Source organism: Guyparkeria sp. TX1 (assembly GCF_046523965.1).
Taxonomy (GTDB): Bacteria; Pseudomonadota; Gammaproteobacteria; order Halothiobacillales; family Halothiobacillaceae; genus Guyparkeria.
The window spans coordinates 1,158,368-1,179,513 of sequence record NZ_CP144142.1 but is presented as its reverse complement, the minus strand read 5'-3'; the positions used below and the strand labels follow the sequence as shown (position 1 = coordinate 1,179,513).

The 21,146-nt window shown below is 64.9% G+C and carries 19 protein-coding genes and 1 tRNA gene; 8 read left to right on the top strand and 12 right to left on the bottom strand.

Annotation, left to right across the window (positions count from 1 at the left end; all coding sequences use genetic code 11):
• Positions 1-4 precede the first annotated feature (4 nt).
• From rimP to hrcA, 5 genes are all read right to left on the bottom strand, one after another.
• Positions 5-517 carry a ribosome maturation factor RimP gene (rimP, locus tag VWP12_RS05505; protein WP_410473308.1) on the bottom strand — a complete coding sequence of 171 codons (513 nt, stop codon included), beginning with the start codon at positions 515-517 and terminating at the stop codon, positions 5-7.
• Between the two features lie 314 nt (positions 518-831).
• The gene (gene dnaJ / locus VWP12_RS05500) at positions 832-1,977 is read right to left on the bottom strand and encodes a molecular chaperone DnaJ (protein ID WP_410473307.1); all 1,146 of its coding nucleotides are present in this window, start codon (positions 1,975-1,977) and stop codon (positions 832-834) included.
• A gap of 191 nt (positions 1,978-2,168) precedes the next feature.
• Entirely contained in the window at positions 2,169-4,094 is a 1,926-nt protein-coding gene (gene dnaK, locus VWP12_RS05495; RefSeq protein ID WP_125198313.1) for a molecular chaperone DnaK, read from the bottom strand.
• Positions 4,095-4,243: 149 nt separating this feature from the next.
• Entirely contained in the window at positions 4,244-4,768 is a 525-nt protein-coding gene (gene grpE / locus VWP12_RS05490) for a nucleotide exchange factor GrpE (protein ID WP_370271299.1), read from the bottom strand.
• Between the two features lie 217 nt (positions 4,769-4,985).
• On the bottom strand, positions 4,986-6,035 hold the full coding sequence (gene hrcA / locus VWP12_RS05485) for a heat-inducible transcriptional repressor HrcA (protein ID WP_410473306.1): 1,050 nt from the start codon (positions 6,033-6,035) through the stop codon (positions 4,986-4,988).
• 222 nt (positions 6,036-6,257) lie between these two features.
• Here hrcA and VWP12_RS05480 point away from each other — a divergent pair, with 222 nt between their 5' ends.
• From VWP12_RS05480 to recN, 3 genes are all read left to right on the top strand, one after another.
• Entirely contained in the window at positions 6,258-6,584 is a 327-nt protein-coding gene (locus tag VWP12_RS05480; protein ID WP_125198310.1) for a DMT family transporter, read from the top strand.
• A 28-nt stretch (positions 6,585-6,612) separates the two neighbouring features.
• Positions 6,613-7,530: an NAD(+)/NADH kinase gene (locus VWP12_RS05475; RefSeq protein WP_410473305.1), complete on the top strand. Its 918-nt coding sequence runs from the start codon at positions 6,613-6,615 to the stop codon at positions 7,528-7,530.
• Between the two features lie 187 nt (positions 7,531-7,717).
• Positions 7,718-9,406: a DNA repair protein RecN gene (gene recN / locus VWP12_RS05470; protein ID WP_410473304.1), complete on the top strand. Its 1,689-nt coding sequence runs from the start codon at positions 7,718-7,720 to the stop codon at positions 9,404-9,406.
• Between the two features lie 100 nt (positions 9,407-9,506).
• Here recN and fur read toward each other — a convergent pair whose 3' ends face one another.
• Entirely contained in the window at positions 9,507-9,923 is a 417-nt protein-coding gene (gene fur / locus VWP12_RS05465) for a ferric iron uptake transcriptional regulator (protein WP_125198307.1), read from the bottom strand.
• 182 nt (positions 9,924-10,105) lie between these two features.
• Here fur and VWP12_RS05460 point away from each other — a divergent pair, with 182 nt between their 5' ends.
• On the top strand, positions 10,106-10,627 hold the full coding sequence (locus VWP12_RS05460; RefSeq protein ID WP_410473303.1) for an outer membrane protein assembly factor BamE: 522 nt from the start codon (positions 10,106-10,108) through the stop codon (positions 10,625-10,627).
• Positions 10,628-10,699: 72 nt separating this feature from the next.
• On the opposite strand, the gene VWP12_RS05455 is transcribed toward VWP12_RS05460, so the two are convergent.
• The 3 genes from VWP12_RS05455 to VWP12_RS05445 all read right to left on the bottom strand — a co-directional run bounded on the left by VWP12_RS05455 (position 10,700) and on the right by VWP12_RS05445 (position 12,975).
• The gene (locus VWP12_RS05455; protein ID WP_410473302.1) at positions 10,700-11,074 is read right to left on the bottom strand and encodes an RnfH family protein; all 375 of its coding nucleotides are present in this window, start codon (positions 11,072-11,074) and stop codon (positions 10,700-10,702) included.
• Entirely contained in the window at positions 11,071-11,535 is a 465-nt protein-coding gene (locus VWP12_RS05450; RefSeq protein WP_125198304.1) for a type II toxin-antitoxin system RatA family toxin, read from the bottom strand. Before VWP12_RS05450 ends, VWP12_RS05455 begins: the two co-directional genes overlap by 4 nt.
• A 78-nt stretch (positions 11,536-11,613) precedes the next feature.
• On the bottom strand, positions 11,614-12,975 hold the full coding sequence (locus VWP12_RS05445) for a sodium-dependent transporter (protein WP_192894150.1): 1,362 nt from the start codon (positions 12,973-12,975) through the stop codon (positions 11,614-11,616).
• A 164-nt stretch (positions 12,976-13,139) separates the two neighbouring features.
• On the opposite strand from VWP12_RS05445, the gene smpB reads away from it, so the two are divergent.
• Positions 13,140-13,619 (top strand): SsrA-binding protein SmpB, encoded by a 480-nt coding sequence (smpB, locus tag VWP12_RS05440; RefSeq protein ID WP_125198303.1) that lies wholly within the window; start codon positions 13,140-13,142, stop codon positions 13,617-13,619.
• A gap of 182 nt (positions 13,620-13,801) precedes the next feature.
• Here the strand turns inward: smpB and hda are convergent, their stop codons facing one another.
• Genes hda through VWP12_RS05425 form a run of 3 tightly spaced genes read right to left on the bottom strand, consistent with a single transcriptional unit; the run spans position 13,802 to position 18,548 of the window.
• Positions 13,802-14,497 carry a DnaA regulatory inactivator Hda gene (gene hda, locus VWP12_RS05435; RefSeq protein WP_410473301.1) on the bottom strand — a complete coding sequence of 232 codons (696 nt, stop codon included), beginning with the start codon at positions 14,495-14,497 and terminating at the stop codon, positions 13,802-13,804.
• Positions 14,498-14,502: 5 nt separating this feature from the next.
• A complete protein-coding gene (locus VWP12_RS05430) occupies positions 14,503-15,603 on the bottom strand; it encodes an AI-2E family transporter (protein WP_410473300.1) in 1,101 nt (366 codons plus the stop codon).
• Between the two features lie 14 nt (positions 15,604-15,617).
• Positions 15,618-18,548, bottom strand: coding sequence for an insulinase family protein (locus VWP12_RS05425; protein ID WP_410473299.1), 2,931 nt, complete (start codon positions 18,546-18,548; stop codon positions 15,618-15,620).
• 158 nt (positions 18,549-18,706) lie between these two features.
• Here VWP12_RS05425 and VWP12_RS05420 point away from each other — a divergent pair.
• The 3 genes from VWP12_RS05420 (at position 18,707) to VWP12_RS05410 (ending at position 21,145) form a co-directional block, all read left to right on the top strand.
• Positions 18,707-18,793, top strand: a tRNA-Leu gene (locus VWP12_RS05420).
• Positions 18,794-19,188: 395 nt separating this feature from the next.
• Entirely contained in the window at positions 19,189-20,109 is a 921-nt protein-coding gene (rimK, locus tag VWP12_RS05415; protein WP_125198299.1) for a 30S ribosomal protein S6--L-glutamate ligase, read from the top strand.
• Positions 20,110-20,113: 4 nt separating this feature from the next.
• A complete protein-coding gene (locus tag VWP12_RS05410) occupies positions 20,114-21,145 on the top strand; it encodes a succinylglutamate desuccinylase/aspartoacylase family protein (RefSeq protein ID WP_125198298.1) in 1,032 nt (343 codons plus the stop codon).
• The last annotated feature ends 1 nt before the right edge of the window (position 21,146 follow it).

The following is a 21,146-nucleotide window of genomic DNA, read 5'->3' as shown; positions in this document are numbered from 1 at the left end:
CGCTCTATTTCCGCGCCGTGCGCCGTTTCTGACGCTTGTTGCGGCCACGCTTGGTGTTGTTGGCAAATTCATAGACCAGGTGGGCCTTCTCGGCTTCCTCGAAACGGAAGACCAGGTCACCCACCCCGTCGACCAGGACCGTAATGTCCTCGCCATCGACGCCCTGAATGACGCCTTCGAACTTCTTCTGCTGCGCTACCGGCTTGTACAGCCGCAGACGCACGCGGTGCCCGACGAAGCGGGCGAAATCCTCGGTGCGGAACATCGGCCGTTCGACGCCCGGCGAGGAAACCTCTAGCCGGTAGGCGCCCGGGAACGGGTCTTCGACGTCGAGCACGCCCGCCAGGGCATGACTGACTTCGGCACAGTGTTCGAGCGTCATGCCATCCGGGTGGTCGATGTACACGCGCAGCAGGCCGGACGGGCCGCCGCGGAACTCGCCGCCGACCCACTCGAAACCGAGGTCCTCGACCACCGGTTTGAGCATGTCTTCGATCGCCGCCGGGATTCTCTGCACGTCTGCCTGCACCCTCTGCTGGTTATGCCCGCCCTTTTCGCAAGACCGGGAGCCGGGAAAATAAAAAAGCCCCATATGGGGCCCGGCATCACTCTTAAAGCCAATGTTCGCGGGAACCGGAATATAAAGACAACACCCGCCAAAGTCAATCCGACCCCGGGATACACCACGGCTTCGAGGCGCGGCCTTGCCGTCCCGTTTCACCCCGGTCCGCGCGAGGCCTCACTTGGACCGAGGGCCCTGGGGCCGCGCCAGACTCAGGGGCCCGTTTTTCCCTGAACGCGGGGTACCCCGCTACCGGCCAACGGCAACGGTCAATCGCCTCGCAGATCGTCGAAGAAGCGCTTGACCGAATCCAGGAACGAATGCTGTCGCGGCCGATGCTTCTTGGCCACGCCATCGCCGCTACCCAGCGACTGCTCGAAGGCCTCGAGGAGTTCACGCTGCTCGTCGTTGAGCTTGACCGGCGTCTCGACGTGGACGGTCACCAGCAAGTCGCCCTGGGTGCCACCGCGTACCGGACGCACGCCCTTGCCGCGCAGCCGGAACACCTTGCCGGTCTGCGTCTCGGCCGGGATCTTCAGGCTGACCTTGCCATCGAGCGTCGGTACCTCGATCTCGCCACCCAGGGCGGCGGTCGTGAAGCTGATCGGCATGTCGCACAGCAGGTCCGCGTCGTCGCGACGGAACAGCGGGTGCGGCTTGATGTCGATCAGGATGTACAGATCGCCCGGTAGACCACCCTTCTCGCCCGGCGCACCCTCACCCGAATGGCGGATGCGATCGCCGGAGTCGACCCCGGCCGGGATCTTGACCGAAAGCGTCTTCTGCGTCTCGATGCGGCCTGTGCCACCACAGTCGGTGCAGGGGTCCTCGATTTTCTGACCCTCGCCGCCGCAGTCCGGGCAGGGCTGCTGGATGGAGAAGAAGCCCTGCTGGATGCGCACCGCGCCCTGACCACCACAGGTCGAACAGGTGGTCTTGCCGGTGCCCGGCTTGGCACCGCTGCCATCACAGGTCTCGCAGGGCTCGGTGGTCGGGATGCGAATCTCGACGGTGGTGCCGCGCACGGCCTCCTCGAGCGAGAGCCTGAGGTTGTACTGCAGGTCGGCCCCACGCGACGCACCGCCACGGGCTCGGCCGCCACCAAAGATGTCACCGAAGACGTCACCGAAGATATCGGCAAAGCCGGCACCTCCGCCGAAGCCGCCACCAAAGCCACCGGCACCCTGGCCATCGACCCCGGCATGACCGAACTGATCGTAGGCCGACCGCTTCTGCGGGTCGGAGAGCACCTCGTAGGCCTCCTTGGCCTCCTTGAACAGGGTCTCGGCCTCCTCGTCGCCCGGATTGCGGTCCGGGTGATGCTTCATCGCCAGACGGCGGTAGGCCTTCTTCAGTTCGTCGGCCGAGGCATTCTTGCTGACCCCCAGCACCTCGTAGTAGTCACGTTTTGCCATGGTCGATCTCTAGGGCTGTCTTCGTTTTCGCCCGCCCGGCAACGCCGTACGGGACTGAATACGGTGACAGGCCGCACCACGAAAGTGGCCGACCCATCTTGGAAACTTGGGTGCCACGCGAACGAATCGCGAGGCACAAAAAATCATCCACCCCGAGGGGCGGATGATCCACTGGTCAGGATGTCGACGACTTACTTCTTGTCGTCGTCCTTGACCTCTTCGAACTCGGCGTCGACGACGTCGTCGTCCTTCTTCGCCTGCTCGCCACCGGCGGCCTGCTCGGCACCACCTTCCTGGCCGGCGCCCTGGGCCTTCTGCATCACCGTGGCTGATGCCTGGGACAACGCCTCAATCTTGGCGTCAATGTCGGCCTTGTCGTCGCCCTTCATCGACTCGCGCAGCTCGGCGATCGCGTCCTCGACCGGCTTCTTGTCCTCGTCGGTCAGGGCATCACCGGCGTCGGTCATCGCCTTCTCGATGGTGTGGATGATGCCGTCGCCCTGGTTGCGCGCCTCGACCAGCTCCTTCTGCTTCTTGTCCTCGTCGGCATGCGCAGCGGCGTCCTGCACCATACGCTCGACTTCTTCCTCGGACAGACCGGAGCTCGCCTTGATCTCGATCTTCTGCTCGCGCCCCGTGCCCTTGTCCTTGGCCGAGACATTCAGGATGCCGTTGGCATCGATGTCGAGGGTCACCTCGATCTGCGGCTGACCGCGCGGTGCCGGCGGGATCTCGGTGAGATCGAAGCGGCCCAGCGACTTGTTGCCCGAGGCCATCTCGCGCTCACCCTGCAGCACGTGCACGGTCACCGCGGTCTGGTTGTCCTCGGCAGTCGAGAACGTCTGGCTCGCCTTGGTCGGGATGGTGGTGTTCTTCTCGATCAGCTTGGTCATCACGCCGCCCATCGTCTCGATACCGAGCGACAGCGGGGTAACGTCAAGCAGCAGCACGTCGTTGACGCCGCCGGAGAGCACGCCGCCCTGGATCGCGGCACCGACGGCCACGGCCTCGTCCGGGTTGACGTCCTTGCGCGGGTCCTTGCCGAAGAACTCGGCGACCGTGTCGCGGACCTTCGGCATGCGGGTCTGGCCGCCGACCAGGATCACGTCGTCGATGTCGGAGGCAGACACGCCGGCATCCTTGAGCGCCATCTTGCACGGATCGATGGTGCGCTTGATCAGCTCCTCGACCAAGGATTCGAGCTTGGCACGCGTGATCTTGATGTTCATGTGCTTCGGACCGCTCTGATCCGCCGTGATGTACGGCAGGTTCACGTCGGTCTGCTCGGTCGAGGACAGCTCGATCTTGGCCTTCTCGGCGGCTTCCTTCAGACGCTGCATGGCCAGCGCGTCGTTGGAGAGATCGACGCCCTGCTCCTTCTTGAACTCGTCGACCAGGTGATCGATCAGGCGGTTGTCGAAGTCCTCGCCACCCAGGAAGGTGTCACCGTTGGTGGACATGACTTCGAACTGCTTCTCGCCGTCGATGTCGGCCACCTCGATAATGGAGACATCGAAGGTACCGCCACCCAGGTCGTAGACCGCGATCTTGCGATCACCGCCTTCTTTCTTGTCCATGCCGTAGGCAAGCGCCGCCGCGGTCGGCTCGTTGATGATCCGCTTGACCTCGAGACCCGCAATCTGACCGGCGTCCTTGGTCGCCTGGCGCTGGTTGTCGTTGAAGTAGGCCGGCACGGTGATGACCGCCTCGGTGACTTCCTCGCCCAGGTACGCCTCGACGTCCTTCTTGATCTTCATCAGGATGCGGGCGGAAACCTCCGGCGGTGCCATCTTCTTGCCGTTGGCCTCGACCCAGGCATCGCCGTTTTCCGCCTTGATGATCTTGTAGGGCATCAGCTTGATGTCCTTCTGCACCGCATCTTCGTCGAAGCTGCGGCCGATCAGTCGCTTGACGGCGTACAGGGTGTTTTCCGGGTTGGTGACGGCCTGGCGCTTGGCCGGCTGACCGACCAGGATCTCGCCGTCATTGGTGTAGGCGACGACCGACGGGGTGGTACGTGCGCCCTCGGCGTTCTCGATTACCTTGCCGGACTTGCCGTCCATGATGGCGACGCAGGAGTTGGTCGTCCCCAGGTCGATACCGATTACCTTACCCATAAATCATGTCTCCAGAGTTCTGTCGTGAATGCGAAATTCGGTTCGCGTGGCCCGCAGCCTCGAAGGCCACCGGACCCGCTCTTGTGCTTGGACTTGCGGGCGAGCCGTGATTTTTCAAGCCACCCGCGGAAAATCCGCCCTCGAACCCCTTACTTGGGCTTCGAAACCACCACCAGCGCCGGGCGCACGACGCGGTCCTTCAAGAGGTAGCCCTTCTGCATCACGTCAACGACGTGGTCCGGCTCACCGTCGTGCGGCTGCAAGCTCATCGCCTGGTGGTGATCCGGGTTGAAGCGCTCGCCGATCGGATGGACGGCCTGAACGCCGAACTTCTCCAGGGTCTGGATCAGCATCTTGAGGGTCATCTCGTCCCCCTCCTTGATCTTCTCCAGCGTGGCGTTTTCCTTCTCGGTCGCCTGAATACCCAGTTCCAGCGAATCGACGACCGGCAAAAGCCCCTCGACGAAACGTTCCAGGGCGAACTTGCGGGCCGACTCGATATCGCGCTCGGCGCGGTGACGCACGTTCTGCATCTCCGCTGCGATACGCAGGAGCTCCTCTTCCTTCTCGGCCAGTTGCGCCTTGAGTTGCTCGACCTCGCTCTGCTCGCCGGCATCGCCCGCCTGAGCCTGGGCGCCGTCCTCGACGGGCTGCTCCGGCTGTTCCTGGTTCATGTCGTCGTGATCGACCGGCTTGTCCGTCATCGAAACTCTCCTGAAAAGCGGATGGAAATTGGCGCTGAAACCATTGGCTGAAAGCGGCAATGCCCCGGTCGCCGGGGCTGCCACTCCAAGTCAACGGTTTCGCTTGATGCCCGGAGTCTTGGGGCATCCGTCATCTTTTCAAGGGGAAGTAGTCCGGCTTGGAGAACGACGATCGGACTGGGGAGGCTTACTGGCGGGACAACGCGCTCGAGAGCAGGCGCGAGGTGACATCGACGATCGAGATCACCCGGTCGTAGGGCATCCGTTTGGGACCGATCACGCCCAGCACGCCGACCACCTCGTCATCGACACCATAAGAGGCCCCCACCACGCCGCATTCATCGAAGGTGGGCGAGCCGGACTCGCGGCCGATGAAGATCTTCACGCCCTGGGCGCGCTCGCACTGATCGAGCAGGGAGACCAGTTCGCGTTTCTCGGCAAAGGCATTGAATAGCCGCCGCATGCGATCGACATCGCCCAGCTCGTCGATGCCCATCAGATTGACCTGGCCGGCCACGGCCACGCCAGCCTCGTCCTCGACCGCCTCGACGGCCGACTCGGCCAGGGTGATCGCCTCGGAGAGATTGCCCTCGATCTGCTCGCGCGTGCTCTTGAGTTCGGCCACCAGCGTCTCGCGCAGCCCCTGGATGGACTGGCCGTTGAGCCGCTCGTTGAGGAAGTTGGCGAACCGCGTCAGCTCGTCCTGACTGTAGGGCTTGTCGGGGTGGATGATGCGGTTCTGCACCCCACCGTCATTGGTAACCAGCACCATCAGCACCCTGCCGGGCGACAGCGAGACGAAGTCGATCTGGCGAAACAGGGCGCGGGCCCGCGAAGGAATGGTGACCACGCCGGCGAACTGCGTCAGGCTCGAAAGCAGGTTGGAGGCGGTATCCGCCATCTGCTGCGGGTCATCCTCGGCCGCCTCGCGCAGGATGCGCTCCAGGCGACGGGCATCCACAGGCGCCTTGCCGGGCGCGGTCAGCAACGAATCGACAAACAGGCGATACGCGAGCTCAGTCGGCACACGTCCGGAGGAGGTATGCGGCGCACGCACCAACCCGAGGTCTTCGAGATCGGCCATCACGTTGCGCACCGTCGCCGGGCTGAGATTGAGATCGGACATGCGCGCGAGCGCACGCGACCCGATCGGCGCGCCCTCGTCGGTGTAGCGATCGATCAGCACCCGCAGCAGGGTCTGTGCCCGCTCGGGAAGTGCACTCCAGGCGTCAGTCATACGCGAACTTGAAAACCTCTGGCTTGTTGGCGGCAATCGCGCGGGTCCGCTCAAATGGGTTTCTAAACTAGCACTCGCCCAACCAGAGTGCCAAGCGCGCCGCGCGGCAGTCGGATTCAAACGCGGGTTCCTTTGCTAGACTGGGCCGACTTTCGCATCCCGCCGGCCGATCGCCGGCTCACGACGGACGCGACCTAACGGATTCGAGGATCACACCACGGCATGAACGCCTGGCTCATCTTGTTGGCCGCCGGCCTGTTGGAAATCGTCTGGGCAACCGGGCTGCGCTTTACCGACGGCTTCTCCCGCTTGGTGCCGTCGGTTGTGGTGCTGGTCATCGCCTGGGCCAGTTTCTACCTGCTTGCTCTGGCCATGCGCGAGATTCCCATGGGCACCGCCTATGCGATCTGGACGGGCATTGGCGCGACCGGCGTGGCGATCCTCGGCATCCTCTGGTTCAAGGAACCGGCCTCGCTCGCGCGACTGGGTTTCATCGCCATGATCGTGGTGGGCATCATCGGACTGAAGTGGTCCTCCGGCAATCATTGAGTCGTCAGGCAGAAAGAGCGCACACGCCATGAATCCTTCCTCCTCGTCAGCCAGCGAACAGCCGGACGGTGCCCCCGCCTTCTCGCGTCTGGGCATCATCATCAAGCCCAACGGTGGCGAGGCGCTGGCCGAGGTCTACCGCAACCTGGTCGAGGTCGCCGAAGCTCACGGCGTCGACTGGGCGCTGGAGGAAGACGCCGAAAACCCCGCCCCGTCGATCACGGCGGCGCGCTTTTCGCGCGACCGGATCGATCGCGACCTGATCGTGGTGATCGGCGGCGACGGCACCATGCTCAATGCCGCGCGTTCGCTGTGCCTGCACGACGTGCCGATCCTGGGCGTCAACCTCGGCCGCCTGGGCTTTCTCGCCGACGTCAGCCCGGGCGAGGTGCAACGCCACCTCTCGGCCATTCTCAAAGGCCGTTACAGCGAGGAGCACCGATTCCTGCTGCAGGGCAGCCTGATGCGCAACGACACGCGCATCATGGAATCGGTCGCACTCAACGACATCACCTTCAAGATGCGCGACCCGGCCCGAATGGTCGAATTCGAGATGTGCATCGACGGCACCCTGGTCAACCAGCAGCGTTCCGACGGCGTGGTGGTCTGCACCCCGACCGGCTCGACGGCTTATGCACTGTCGGCCGGTGGCCCGCTGATCGCCCCCGACCTGCACGCGGTCGGCATCGTCTCGATCTGCCCGCACACGCTGAGCTACCGACCGATCGTGGTCGACGCCCGTCACCAGATCGAGATCCGCCCGGTGGCCGGTTCGCGCGGCGGCGGCGTGGTCAGCTTCGACGGCCAGCTGAACCAGCCGCTGAAATGCGGTGACGTACTCGTCATATCGAAATACGAGCACGATATCCGCCTGATCCATCCGGCCGGTCACGACCATTACTCGCTACTGCGTGACAAGCTCTGCTGGAGCGAGCAGAAGTTCTAGCCCGGATATTTCATGAAATCCACACGCCCTCGCTTGTCTCTTGTCCGTCCAAAGAATTTTCCTCAGTCGGCCGTAATCACCGATACGCCGCTCTTTCGGAAAATCCCTTGTACGATCAAAATACTGCGCGATCATCGCGCGGCTTCATGAAACATCCGGGCTAACCGGGCAAAGGAATCCGCCTGACATGCTGACCACCCTCTCGATCCGCCAGATCGCCCTGATCGACCAGCTCGAGCTCGATTTCGCTGCCGGCATGACCGCGCTTACCGGCGAAACCGGGGCGGGTAAGTCGATCCTGATCGACGCGATCGGCTTGCTGCTGGGCGATCGGGCCAACATGAACCTGCTGCGCGCCGGTTGCGATCAGGGCGAGGTTGCCGGCGAGTTCCTGGTGCCGATGGATAGCCCGGCGGCACACTGGCTCGAGGAACAGGAATTGGGCGAGGAACCGGAAGGCGAGAGGCTGCCGCTGATCGTGCGCCGGGTCCTGTCCCGTGACGGGCGCTCGAAGGCCTGGATCAACGGCCGCCCCGTGCCGGGGCAGACCCTCAAGGGCATCGGGCGGCACCTGATCGACATCCACGGTCAGCACCAGAACCAGCGATTGATGCAGGCGAAGACCCAGCTCGCCCTGCTCGATCATTTCTGCGACCTCAAGGGCCAGGTGGACGAACTCGGCCGCCTGAGCCGGCAGATCCACAGCGATGAGGCCCAGCTCGCCAATCACCAGGCCGAGCAGGCCTCGCGGGCCGACCGGCTCGCCTTCCTGGAATTCCAGCTCGAGGAGATCGAGCGCGTCGACCCGCAACCCGACGAGTTCAACCAGCTGCACGCCGAACTCAAGCGGCTCTCGAGGCTCGACGAATGGCGCCAGGTACTGGCCGAGCAGATGGCCGCGCTGTTCGACGAGGACGGCAACGCCCACGACCGCATCGGAGCGGCCGAACAGTCGCTCTCGCGGATCGCCGATCTCGACGAGGCGCTCGGCCCGGTGATCGAGACCCTGCAGTCCGCCGAGATCCAGATCGCCGAGGCGGTCGACACCCTGCGCGACCGGCTGGAATCCTCCGATGCCGACCCGGAACGCCTGGCCACAGTCGAGGCCCGACTCGATACCCTCCACGAACTGGCGCGCAAGCATCGCGTCGCCCCGGAGATGTTCGAGCAGCACGTGGCCGATCTGCGCGAGGAATACCAGCAACTCGAGCAGGCCGGCAGCACGCTGGGCGAGGTCGAGACTCGGCTGGCCGAGAACCGCGCCACCTACGACCGGCTGGCCGCCGAGGTCAGCAAGAAACGCGCAACCGGTGCGAAGAAGCTGGCCGAGCGCCTCAAGGCCTCGATCCGCGAGCTGGGCATGCCCAACGGCGAATTCGAGGTGCAACTGACCCAGCCGGAGACACTGGCCGAACGGCGCGGCGAGCGCGGCATCGACGAGGTCGTCTTCCTGATCAGCGCCAACCGCGGCCAGCCGGTCGCCCCGCTGGACCAGATCGCCTCCGGCGGCGAACTGGCCCGCGTGAGCCTGGCACTCAAGACACTGACCGCCGGCGATGACCCGGTCGGCACCTTCATCTTCGACGAGGTCGATACCGGCATCGGCGGGGCCACTGCCGCGATCGTCGGGGCTCACCTGCGCGCACTGGGCGACTCGCGCCAGGTCCTGTGCGTCACCCACCTGCCGCAGGTCGCCGCGCATGGACACCACCAGGCGCGGATCGAGAAAGACGAACAGGCCGATTCGACCCGCACCTGGGTGCGTGGCCTGGATGCCGACGAGCGCGTCGAGGAACTCGCGCGCATGCTGGGTGGGCGCGAGGTCACCGAGCAGACACGGGCACATGCCCGCGAGTTGCTGGCGAGTTCGGCCTGACCGACCAACCCCGCAGCCATGACCAGAACACCGGAATCAAAACGCACGACGCCCGCCCGAAAGCCCGGGCGGGCGTCGTGGTGTCGGGACCTCGACTCGCTTACTTCTTGCCGGTTGCCTTGCGGCTGATGCCGTAGATCACCAACGAGTAATCAGTCAGATCGAAGTCGAGCTGGTCGGCGATCATGGCGATCCGCTCCTGGATGATCGGATCGTGGAATTCCTCGACCTGTCCGGTCTTCACGCACACCAGGTGATCGTGATCCCCCTTGGAGATCAGCTCGAACACGGCCTTGCCGCCCTCGAACTGGTGGCGCTTGAGAATGTCGGCCGTCTCGAACTGGGTCAGCACGCGGTAGACGGTCGCCAGGCCGATCTCCTCGCCGCGCGCGAGCAGTTCCTTGTAGACGTCCTCCGCGCTCATGTGCCAATCCGGGTTGGACTCGATGATCTCGAGGATCTTCACCCGTGGCAAGGTGACCTTCAGGCCGGCCTTCTTGAGTTCGCTGGAATCCAAAACTTCTACCCTCGATTGCGTGTGCTTGCGAGATTGTAACCGAAGATGCTGCGCGAACCGGAGCACCACGCGGATAATGAGAGGCGCATAGACCGGTAGGCTGGCATCACCCGTCAGACGGCGTATCATTGGGGCGCATTCGAATGCCCATCCAGACCATCAGGAACAGGTTTTCCAGGATCATGCAGCGCTCACTTCTTACGCTACCGCTCGTCGCCACCCTGCTAGCCGGCTGCTCGTCGGTCTACGTCCCCAGCTTCATCCAGGTCTACCAGCCGGATATCCAGCAGGGCAATATCTACGAGGAGGAGCAGATCGCCCGGTTGCGCGAGGGCATGCCCCAATCCCAGGTGCGCTCGATCCTCGGCACGCCCAGCCTCAATGACATCTTCCATCAGGGCCAGCGTGATACCTACATCTATTACGACAAGCGCGGCAAAGAGGAGGCCTTCCGTCACACGCTGGTAATCGAATACGACTCGACCGGCCGCGTGGATGCCATCCGCCGTGACGGCATGGACCTGGCCGACGCGCCGTCGATGAACAGCGCCGAGCTGCCCGACGAGGCCGAGGCCGCCTCGCCGAGCAACGCCCCGACGAGCCCGGCACCCGGCGCGGAGGGCGGCGACAGCCCCTACGATCTGGAAACGCAGGATGACGGTCAGCCCCTGCCACAGACGCCGCCACCCCAAAATCCGCTCTGATCAGGGACCAATAAAAAGGCCGCAGCCCGGTTTACCGGGCACCGGCAACAATTTCATGAACCGGCGCGAGGCCTACTCCGCCGGTTTTTTTGTGTCCGCCGACGCTTGAACCGGTTTGGACGACGCCGTTTTTCGCCCAGGCCGGGCTTCATCCTTTTTGGCCCCATCCTTCCGGGCGCCATCTTCTTGCGCGCGCTGACGGCGCGCAGCCTTGGGATCGGCAATCAGCGGGCGATAGATCTCGACGCGATCCCACTCGCGCAATGCCTGCGACAGCGGCGCGACCTTGGCAAATACGCCGACCTTCTGTTTCGACAGGTCGATCTCGGGAAAGCGTTTCAGAATGCCACTGAGACGGATGGCCTCCTCGACGGTCGCCCCCTCGGCGACATCCACCTCGAGAATCAGTTGCACGTCCGGGCGGGCGTAGGCCACCTCGACCTTCACGCCCCGTCACCCCCACCGGATGGCTCACGCGGATAGACCTGAAAGGCCCGCTTGCGGAAGGCGCCGACGAGGTTCTTGACGATCTCACGGAACACGGGGCCGATCGCCCGTTCGAGCAGCCGGTTGGAGAACTCGAAGCGCATGTCGAGCGTCACCCGCGACCCACCATCGGGCAGGTCCTCGAAGCCCCAGAAACCATCGAGGTGACGGAACGGTCCATCGACCAGCGTGACCACGATACGCGAACCCGGCTCGTTGTGATTGCGGGTGACGAAGGTCTTGCGGATCGCGCCCTTCTTCAGGGTGATGCTGGCCTCGACCTCGTCACCCGATGCCTGCAGGATGCGCGTCTGCTCGCACCAGGGGAGAAAGTCGGGATAGGCGTCGATGTCGTTGACCAGCGCGTACATCTGCAGCGCGGAAAACGGCACATCGACCTGTCGCTCGATGGTGGTGCTCATACCGGGGAAGGTCCGCCGTTTGGAGTGCTCAAACCAGCATTCTAGCAAAGCCACCACGCCATCCGGGCGACGGCCGAATCAGCCGAACACGCCCAATCCGTTGAGGAACACCAGCGCCACACCCAGTGGGGCGACGATGGCCGCCAGCCACCACCACAAGCGGTAGCGCCATCCGGTCAGCCCCAGCTCCTCGGCCGAGTCGGCCCGGGGCATCCGCCAAGCGGCGAAGAGCGCGATCAGCATGCCGCCGGCCGGCAGCAGGATGTTGGCGGTGGTGAATTCGAGCAGGCCGAAGACGTTCTTGCCGAACAGGGTGAGATCACCGAGCAGGTTGAACGACAGGGCCGCCAGCACCCCCAGCGACCAGGTCGCCACGCCCACGGCGATCGCCGAATGCAGCCGGCGGATGCCGAATCGCTCCCAGAGGTAGGAGACCGCCGGCTCGACCAGCGAGATGGCCGAGGTCCAGGCGGCAATCGACACCAGCACGAACAACACGATGGCGAGCCAGTAACCCCATTCCATCTGCCCCAGCGCCAATGGCAAGGTCTGGAAGATCAGACCGGCACCCTGCTCGGGGCTCATGCCGTTGGAGAACACGATCGGGAAGATCACCATGCCGGCCAGCAGCGCGATACCGGTGTCGAGCACGATGATCCAGATGCCGGCCTGCACGATCGAGGTGCCCCGCGGCATGTACGAGCCGTAGACCATGATCGCGCCCATGCCGAGACTCAGCGTGAAGAACGCGTGCCCGAGCGCGACCAGGAAGGTCTCGGCATTCACCCGGGAGAAATCCGGCGCGAACATGAACTCCATGGCGGGCGCGAACCCCGGGGTGCCGATGTTGTAGCCGAACAGCAGCACCAGGATCACGATCAGCAGCGGCATCATGATTCGCGTCGCCAGTTCCAACCCGCCACGCACGCCACGCGCCACCACCGCCACGGTCATCACCATGGCGACCGTGTGCCAGAACAGCAGGGTCCCCGGATTACCAACCAGGCCGTCGAACAGGCCCTTGATGGCCTCGGGCGAGGCCCCGACGAAGGCGCCATTGGCGGCCTTCTCGACATAGGACAAGGCCCAGCCCATGACCACCGAGTAGAAACTCAGGATGAGAAAGCCGGTGAGCACGCCCATCCAGCCGATCACCTGCCAGCCGCGACTGACGCCGGCCTGATCGGCGAGCTTGCCCATGCCGATGATCGGGTTTGAGCGCGCGCGACGCCCGAGCATCACTTCACTGATCAGGATCGGTGTCGCGACGATCAGCAGGCAGGCGAGATAGATCATCACGAACGCCCCGCCACCGTTGTCGCCCATGATGTAGGGAAACTTCCAGATATTGCCCAGGCCGACGGCCGAGCCCGCAGAGGCGAGGATGAAGGCCAGCCGGCCACTCCATTCCGGATGGTTCTCGAGATGCTGTGCGGACACCGGTCTTCCTCTTCGGTTTGGACGGGCAGGGTTCCTTGTCCCGGGAACCGGGCGAATCGCTGAAAACTACCACCATGGCGCCCCCGCGGCCAAGCAGCGCCACGGGGGCAGCGTAACTGTCGATGGACACCGGGAAGCCATACAGATCCTGCTAGAATGCGCGCATGAGCAAGAACAACAAGCCCACCACCGGCCAGTCCACCATCGCACTGAACAAGAAGGCGAAATTCGACTTCTTCCTCGGCGATCGCATCGAGGCCGGATTGGTACTTGAGGGCTGGGAAGTCAAGGCCCTGCGTGCCGGCAAGGCCCAGATTGCCGACGCCCACGTCATCATCAAGGACGGCGAGGCCTGGCTGCTGGGCGCGGTGATCACCCCACTGCTCCAGGCCTCCAGCCACGTCCGCCCCGATCCGACCCGCACCCGCAAGCTACTGTTGCATGAGCACGAGCTCGCGCGTCTGATCGGTCAGGTCGAGCGCAAGGGGTTCACGATCGTGCCCACCGCGATGTACTTCAAGCGCGGCATGGTCAAGCTCGAGATCGCCCTAGGCGAGGGCAAGAAGGCCCACGACAAGCGTGCCACCATCAAGGACCGCGACTGGGAACGCGACAAGCAGCGCATCGTCCGCCACAGCATGTAGCGGACCTCTGCACGATTCGGTAACGTCTCTGCGAAACCGCCCTTCCGGGGCTTGAGGATTTTCCCGCACGCAGCAAAGCCGTCACTCGACGGGCCGCAAGCCCGCCTTCGCTCTGGCGCCTTGATTGCGAACAAATCCTCAAGCCAGAAACGTCACCGAACCCCCGCGGAGGGGCCCTAGCGTTAACCAACCTCGATCAGCACCTCGCGCACGAAGGGGATGGTCAGCCGGCGCTTGGCGATCATCGACTCGCGATCCAGCCGATCGAGCACCTCCAGCAAGGTGCCGACGTCGCGCGGCAGATGGCCCAGCATCCACTGCGCGGTGCCATGCGGCATTTCCAGGCCCCGCGCCTGCGCTCGGGCTCGCAGCAATTCGATTTTCTCGCCGTCACCCGGCAGATGGACGGCCATTACCGCCCCCCAGGTCAGCCGCGACGCGAGATCCGCCAACTTTACCGGCAGTTCGGTCGGCGGATGCGAGGCAGTCAACAGTAGTGGCACGCCGGCCTCGCGCGCCCGGTTGATCAGGTCGAACAGCATGAATTCCCCCTCGGCCTGGCCGATCACGGCGTCGACGTCGTCGATCACCGCCAGCGCGAAGGCCTCGATCTGCTCACTGGCCGCCGCCAGCTGCCCGCCGAGTTGGCGCAACGGCCAGTAGGCGGCGGGCCGCCCCATCGAACCGGCGTGGTAGCAGGCCGCCTGCGCCAGATGCGACTTGCCCGCCCCGGGCGGTCCGTGAATCAGCACCTGAGCCTCGCCGGCACCAGTCGCCTGCTTGGCCAGGGTCGCCTTGAGCAACAGGTTCTCGTTGCCGATGAACCCCTCGAAGCTCGTCGGGGTGACCAGGTCGAGCGCTAGCGGGATTTGTTGCATCCGGCTCAGCCCCCGGCCCTGTCATCGCCCGGGGGCAGTGCCCGCTCGTCGCCTCCGCGGTAATAACGGCTTTGCTGATAGGACTCCAGGGCGTGCTGACCCAGCACGATGAGTACCGCCGAGACCGGTAGCGCGAGCAGGATGCCGAAAAAGCCGAACAGCTGGCCACCGGCCATGACGGCAAAGATCACCGCCACCGGATGCAGGCCGATCTCGTTGCCGACGAAACGCGGCTGCCAGGCCACCGTCTCCAGCACCTGCCCGATACCGAACACGCCCAGGACCAGCAGCAGCGGCCAGAGGCTGTCGGCCTGGATGTACATCGCGATCAGGGCCAGCGCCACGCCGGTGATCGTCCCCAGATAGGGCACGAAACTCACCAGCCCGGCGAACAGGCCGATCGCCACGCCGGTATTCAAGCCGATCAGGGTCAGCCCGATCGAGTAGGTCACCCCGTTGGCGATCATCACGGCCAGCTGACCGCGCAGGAAGTTGCCCAGCATGCGGTCGGATTCGCGGGCCAGCTCGACCACGGTGACGACCCGATGACGCGGCAGCATTTCCTCGACGCGCTCGATCACCCGCGGCCAGTCGCGCAGGAGATAGAAGGCGATCACCGGAATCAGGAGCAGGTTCATCACCGCGACGAACACCGCCGCCCCGGTGGCCGACACGTTGGACAGCCCGTCGGCCAGCATCTTGCCGATCGCCTCGCCGTGCTTGACCAACAAGTCACGCAACTGCCCGACATGCAGCTCGACGCCGACGGCCTGGTTGACCCAGGGAATCACCCGCTGCTGGACGATGTCGAGCAACTGCGGAAAGACCCGCACCAATCGCGCCGTCTGCTCGAGCAACACCGGGATCAGGGCGACCAGGCCGACCAGCAACAACAGCGCGCCAAGCAGGAAGATCAGCGACGTCCCCCATGTCCGTGAGATGCCGTGCCGATCGAGCCGGGTCACCAGCGGGCTGAATAGGTAGGCGATGATGAAACCGACCACAAAGGGACTCAGAATCGGCAACAGGAAATACGCCACCAGCAGCAGACCGGCCAGGCCGATCCCGATCATCCAGCGCGTCGTCGAGCTTCCCCTGGTCGTCATGTCGCTCATCCGTGTCAGATGCGCTCGATCCGCAGATCCAGCGCCTTGAGGTCCTCTTCGCGCGACGGACCGGCCAGCACGCCGACCGAGGCCGTTTCGGGCTTGAGATAGGTTTCCGCCACCCGCTTGAGGTCGTCCTGGGTGACATCGAGCACCCGGGCCCGGATCTCGCGCAGGTCGTCGGGCGTGCGCCCGTGCAGCGTGTCCATGAACGCCTTCTTCGCCTCGCCGGCCGGCGAGCCCGGCTTGTCGATCGAGGCGATCACACCAAAGATCGCCTCCTCGACGGTGCGGTCCTCGTGGGTATTGTCCACCACCCAGTCGACCGCGCGATCGAAGTCGTCGAGCGTCTCGCCCAGACGCGGATCGCGGTAGGAGAAGAAGCGGAAGCTGCCGGATTCGGCATCAAACCCGGCCCCGCCGCCGTAGGCGCCACCTTTTTCACGGATAGCCGTGTGCAGAAAGCCGTTGCGCATAAACCCGCCCAGCACGGCCAGCGCGGCCGCGTCCGGGTGCTTGGGCGGCACGCAGGCATGCGCCTTGGCGCAGTAATTGACCGCGAGGTTACCGATCCAGGCCTCGCGCACCTGCGTCTCGTGATGCCCCAGCGCAAACGGCTGATCCGTCTGTCCCTGGTGCATGTGCGGGCGCAGGGCCTGGGCCATCTCGGGGAAATGGCGCTGCTCGGTGACCACGTTGTAGTGACGCAGCCCACCCTTGAGCTTCTCGTGCAGTCGCGCCAGCCGCTCGGCCAGGTCGTAGCGGGACTCGGCCTGCTCGAGGCCGTCGTCCATCGCCTTGATGCGACGCACGGCCGAGACCCCGGCGGTATCGTGACGCATGGCCGCGCGAGCCGACATGCCCGAGGTGGCCAACAGCATGGCGTGGACATGACCCCGACCGGAAACGCCCTGCTCGGTGCCGAAGCGCATCTGGCTGACCAGGTCACGAATGCGATCGATCTCGTCGAAGCGCGCGGCATCAAGATGCTGGTGGAACAGGTCGGCCATCGCATCGGCGTGGCGCACCAGCGCCTTGCCCGACAGCAGCCAGAAGCCACTGGTCCGGTGGACATCATCAATGCCGGCGCGCACCGAGGCGCTTGCTGAGAAACCGCCGGTCTTCGCGGTCACCGCCTCGGCCATGGCGACGTAGTCGCGATCACCCGCCCCCAGCTCGGTGAGCAGGCCGGCATAGACCGGCATCAGCTCGAGCTCGTCGCGATCCAGATGCGGCAGGTCGATCGCCAGCTGCAGGTAGCACAGGCCGTTGGTGCTGCGGTTATACCAACGCTGGCTCGACGGCTGGTGGACGAACTGCTCGGGCTGCGGGATGTCGATGTCTTCAGGGATGTCCTCGCGGGTCACCGTCGGCAGCAGTGACAGGTCGCCCTCCTCGGCCTGGCGGTCGGCCAGCGCCTTGGCCTGATCGACGATGCGCTGCTTGTCGTCCGTGGTGAGCGTGTCCTGCATTGCCGCCAGCCGCGCCTTCTCCGCGGCCTGCTGGCGCGCGGACAGCTCGGTGTCCGGCTTCAATACCAGCCGCACGCGGTGCGGGTTGTCCAGCAGCAGCCGACGAACCAGGTTGGGGATGAACTGCGGGTCGGCGGCCTTGGCACGCAGACGCCCAAGGGCCGGCTCAAGATCGAGCAGATTGATGGGATCGCTGTCGTGGATCGCCGCCGGCAGCGCCTGGACGATCAGGTGCAGGCCATAGGGGAAGCCATCACCGGTCACTTCACGCTGCTCGAGCTCCAGCTGGTGGAGCACCGACTCGACCATGTCGGGGTCGACGCCCTTTTCCGCCACCTCGGTGAGCGTGTCGAGGATCAGCTTCTCCACGTCTTGCGCGCGGTCGGCCTCGCTGCCCTCGAGCCCGGCGACGAACACCATCTGACGCTGCGAGTCTTCCAGGCCCAGCACCGGCGACGGCGCGGCGCCCAGATCGGTGGTCTCCAGCGCGCGCAGCAGCGGCGAGGCACTGTTTTCCAGCAGCACGCCTTCGAGCAGCTGTGCCTCGAGGCGAGCATCGAGATCGGCGCTCTCGTCGAGCATCCAGCCGACATTAACGTGGGTCTTCTCGGCGGTGTCGTCATCGTCGAGTGGGTAGATGTCCTCGACCTGTTTCGGGCCGGCAAAGATCGGCTGGAGCGGCACGGCCGAATCGGGGTCGATCTGCTCGAAACGCGCCAGCGCCCGTTCCTCGAACTCGCGTTGCAGCCGCTCGACCGGCTGGTTGCCGTAGGTCATGAACACGGCATTCGACGGGTGGTAGAAGCGCTTGTAGAACGCCACCATCTGCTCGTAGGTGAGATCCGGAATCCGCTCCGGATCACCACCCGAGTTGTGGTGATAGGTGGTGTCCGGGAACAGCTCGCGCGAGAGCGTCTGCCAGAGCACGGAGGTCGGGTCGCTCATCGCGCCCTTCATCTCGTTGAATACCACGCCCTTGAAGGTCAGCGGCGTGCTCGGATCGTCCCACTGCTCGAATTCGACCCGGTGGCCTTCCTGGCGGAAATCGAGCTCATCGATGCGCGAGAAGAACGTCGCGTCGAGATAGACGTCGAGCAGGTTGTAGAAGTCCTTCTCGTTGCAGGAGGCGAACGGGTAGGCCGTCCAGTCGCTCGAGGTGAAGGCGTTCATGAAGGTGTTGAGCGACCGGCGGATCATCATGAAGAACGGGTCACGCACCGGGAAGCGCTCCGAGCCGCACAGCGCGGTGTGCTCGAGGATGTGCGCCACACCGGTGGAGTCCTCCGGCACCGTGCGCAGGCCGACCAGAAACACGTTCTGATCGTCGTCGGTGGCCAGGTGGTAGTGCCGGGCGCCGGTCTTGTCGTGCCGATACTCGTCGACGGTCAGGTTGAGCGCCTCGATGGGTACCGAGCGCACCAGGCTGAACGCGGGATGGTGGCCCTTGGCATGGGAACCGTTGGCTTCTGACATGATCGCGGATAACTCCGGGCTGTGCTGAATGAATCGAACGCGTGAGTGTAACGTACCTTAAGGAGCCTCTACGCGGATGCCATGCATGCGGTTCGCCGACACCGACGAAAGGCGATAGAATGCCCGCCGCCGGGCACCCCGCCCGGCCGAGTCCCATCGCGGGTGTGGTGGAATTGGTAGACACAGCAGACTTAAAATCTGCAGGCCGAAAGGCCGTGCCGGTTCGAGTCCGGCCACCCGCACCAGATCAAGGGAACCTCTGCACGAATCGGATGGCACTCTGGCTTGGCGAGCCGTTCGTGATCAAGGCGCGATGTCGCCGGCGTGCCGATGGCCACGTCAAGACGTCGCAACGCCGAGCACGGGCGGCTAGCCAAGCCCTATAGCGCGCGTCTTGAGCCGGCCAGCTGCGGCGTTACCGTTCTTGGGAAGGGAATTACCCTTCCCAAGAACGGATGCCTTGCATCTGCCCGGCTCAAGACGCGCAGAGCGTTATCCGATTCGTGCAGAGGTTCCCAAGCGACCTTCACGATCCGACGGCCCGCCGTCCTCCCCCGGACGCCGCCCAAATCGCCGTGAACTTGCCTACAGTTGGCTCATCATTCACACGACCCACTTTTCTTCCGGATCGAATCCAGCCATGAAGATCGCCATCCTGTCGCGCAACCCGAAGCTCTACTCCACCCGACGCCTGGTCGAGGCCGCCACCGAGCGTGGCCACGAGGTGCGGGTACTCGACGTGCTGCGCTGTTACATGAACATCACCTCGAACAAGCCCAAGGTGCACTACAAGGGCGAAACGCTCGACGACTTCGACGCGGTCATCCCGCGCATCGGAGCGTCGGTGACCTTCTATGGCGCCTCGGTGCTGCGCCAGTTCGAGATGCTGGGCACCTTCCCGCTCAACGAGTCGGTCGCGATCAGTCGCTCTCGCGACAAGCTGCGCTCGCTGCAACTGCTCTCGCGCAAGGGCATCGGCCTGCCGGTGACCGGATTCGCCCACCGCCCCGATGATGTCGAAGATCTGATCAAGATGGTCGGCGGCGCGCCACTGGTCATCAAGCTGCTCGAAGGCACGCAGGGCATCGGCGTAGTACTGGCCGAAACCAAGCAGGCCGCCGAGAGCGTCATCGAGGCCTTCATGGGCATGAAAACCAACATTCTGGTGCAGGAATACATCAAGGAGGCCGGTGGCGCCGACATCCGCTGCTTCGTCATCGGCGACAAGGTGGTCGCCGCGATGAAGCGCCAGGGCAAGGAAGGCGAATTCCGCTCGAACCTGCACCGTGGCGGGTCGGCCAGCCTGATTCGCATCACCCCGGAGGAGCGCTCCACGGCCGTGCGCGCGGCCAAGACCATGGGGCTGAATGTCGCCGGCGTCGACCTGCTGCGCTCGAACCACGGACCGGTGGTCATGGAGGTCAATTCCTCGCCGGGGCTGGAGGGCATCGAGGCGGCCACCGGCAAGGACATCGCCGGGACACAGATCCAGTTCATCGAGAAAAAGCTGGCCGAGCGGCGCACCAAGCGCGGCCTGACCCGCACCCGCGGCCAGGGCTGAGCGCATGCGTGAGGCCTTCGAAATCGCCGGGCGGCGCATCGAACCGGGGCGGCGTGCCCTGGTCGATCTGGAAATGCCGCGCCTGAGTTCGCACACCGCGCTGTCCATGCCGGTGCACGTGATCCACGGCCGACGCGACGGTCCGACGTTGTTCGTCTGTGCGGCCATCCACGGCGACGAGCTCAACGGCGTGGAGATCATCCGGCGCGTGCTCAAGACCCGGACGCTGCAGCGCCTGCGCGGCACGCTGATCGCCGTGCCGGTGGTCAACGCCTACGGCTTGATCCACGAAAGCCGCTACCTGCCCGACCGGCGCGATCTCAACCGCTCCTTTCCCGGCTCGGACGAGGGCTCGCTGGCCGCTCGCCTGGCCAACCTGTTCCTCGAGGAGATCGTCAGCCGTTGCAGCCACGGCATCGACCTGCACACCGGGGCGATCCACCGCACCAACCTGCCGCAGATCCGTGGCAACCTCGATGACCCCGAGACCCTGCGACTGGCGCGCGCCTTCGACGTACCGGTGCTGCTCAATGCCTCCCTGCGTGACGGCTCGCTGCGCGCGGCCGCCGGGGAGCGGGGCATCCCCACCCTGCTCTATGAAGCCGGCGAGGCGTTGCGCTTCGACGAGGTTTCCATCCGGGCGGGCACCCAAGGGGTGCTCAACGTCATGCGCGCGCTGGACATGCTGCCGCCCAACCGGCGCAAGACACCCCGGCCGGAGCCGTTTGTCTCGCGGCGCAGCCTCTGGGTACGGGCTCCGGAAAGCGGCATGCTCGGCACCGTCGTGCGACTGGGCGCACAGGTTTCCCGCGGCGACACGCTGGGTTACGTCGATGATGCCTACAGCGGTCGACGCGAGTCGATCGTGTCACCCAGCGACGGCGTGGTGATCGGCCGGCTGGAACGCCCGTTGGTCCACGAGGGCGATGCCGTCTATCACATCGCCCGCTTCAAAGGCGACGTCAGCGAGGTCGCCGGCAAGGTCGAGGATTTCCAGGCCAACCACGCCGACGACGAGGATGCCTCGGAGGACTGAA

What these genes read in the sequence shown, in the direction of transcription:
- dnaJ (WP_410473307.1), bottom strand. Translation starts at nt 1,977, where the DNA reads ATGGCAAAACGTGACTACTACGAGGTGCTGGGGGTCAGCAAGAATGCC.
- dnaK (WP_125198313.1), bottom strand. Translation starts at nt 4,094, where the DNA reads ATGGGTAAGGTAATCGGTATCGACCTGGGGACGACCAACTCCTGCGTC.
- grpE (WP_370271299.1), bottom strand. Translation starts at nt 4,768, where the DNA reads ATGAACCAGGAACAGCCGGAGCAGCCCGTCGAGGACGGCGCCCAGGCT.
- hrcA (WP_410473306.1), bottom strand. Translation starts at nt 6,035, where the DNA reads ATGACTGACGCCTGGAGTGCACTTCCCGAGCGGGCACAGACCCTGCTG.
- VWP12_RS05480 (WP_125198310.1), top strand. Translation starts at nt 6,258, where the DNA reads ATGAACGCCTGGCTCATCTTGTTGGCCGCCGGCCTGTTGGAAATCGTC.
- VWP12_RS05475 (WP_410473305.1), top strand. Translation starts at nt 6,613, where the DNA reads ATGAATCCTTCCTCCTCGTCAGCCAGCGAACAGCCGGACGGTGCCCCC.
- recN (WP_410473304.1), top strand. Translation starts at nt 7,718, where the DNA reads ATGCTGACCACCCTCTCGATCCGCCAGATCGCCCTGATCGACCAGCTC.
- VWP12_RS05460 (WP_410473303.1), top strand. Translation starts at nt 10,106, where the DNA reads ATGCAGCGCTCACTTCTTACGCTACCGCTCGTCGCCACCCTGCTAGCC.
- VWP12_RS05450 (WP_125198304.1), bottom strand. Translation starts at nt 11,535, where the DNA reads ATGAGCACCACCATCGAGCGACAGGTCGATGTGCCGTTTTCCGCGCTG.
- smpB (WP_125198303.1), top strand. Translation starts at nt 13,140, where the DNA reads ATGAGCAAGAACAACAAGCCCACCACCGGCCAGTCCACCATCGCACTG.
- hda (WP_410473301.1), bottom strand. Translation starts at nt 14,497, where the DNA reads ATGCAACAAATCCCGCTAGCGCTCGACCTGGTCACCCCGACGAGCTTC.
- VWP12_RS05430 (WP_410473300.1), bottom strand. Translation starts at nt 15,603, where the DNA reads ATGACGACCAGGGGAAGCTCGACGACGCGCTGGATGATCGGGATCGGC.
- VWP12_RS05425 (WP_410473299.1), bottom strand. Translation starts at nt 18,548, where the DNA reads ATGTCAGAAGCCAACGGTTCCCATGCCAAGGGCCACCATCCCGCGTTC.
- rimK (WP_125198299.1), top strand. Translation starts at nt 19,189, where the DNA reads ATGAAGATCGCCATCCTGTCGCGCAACCCGAAGCTCTACTCCACCCGA.
- VWP12_RS05410 (WP_125198298.1), top strand. Translation starts at nt 20,114, where the DNA reads ATGCGTGAGGCCTTCGAAATCGCCGGGCGGCGCATCGAACCGGGGCGG.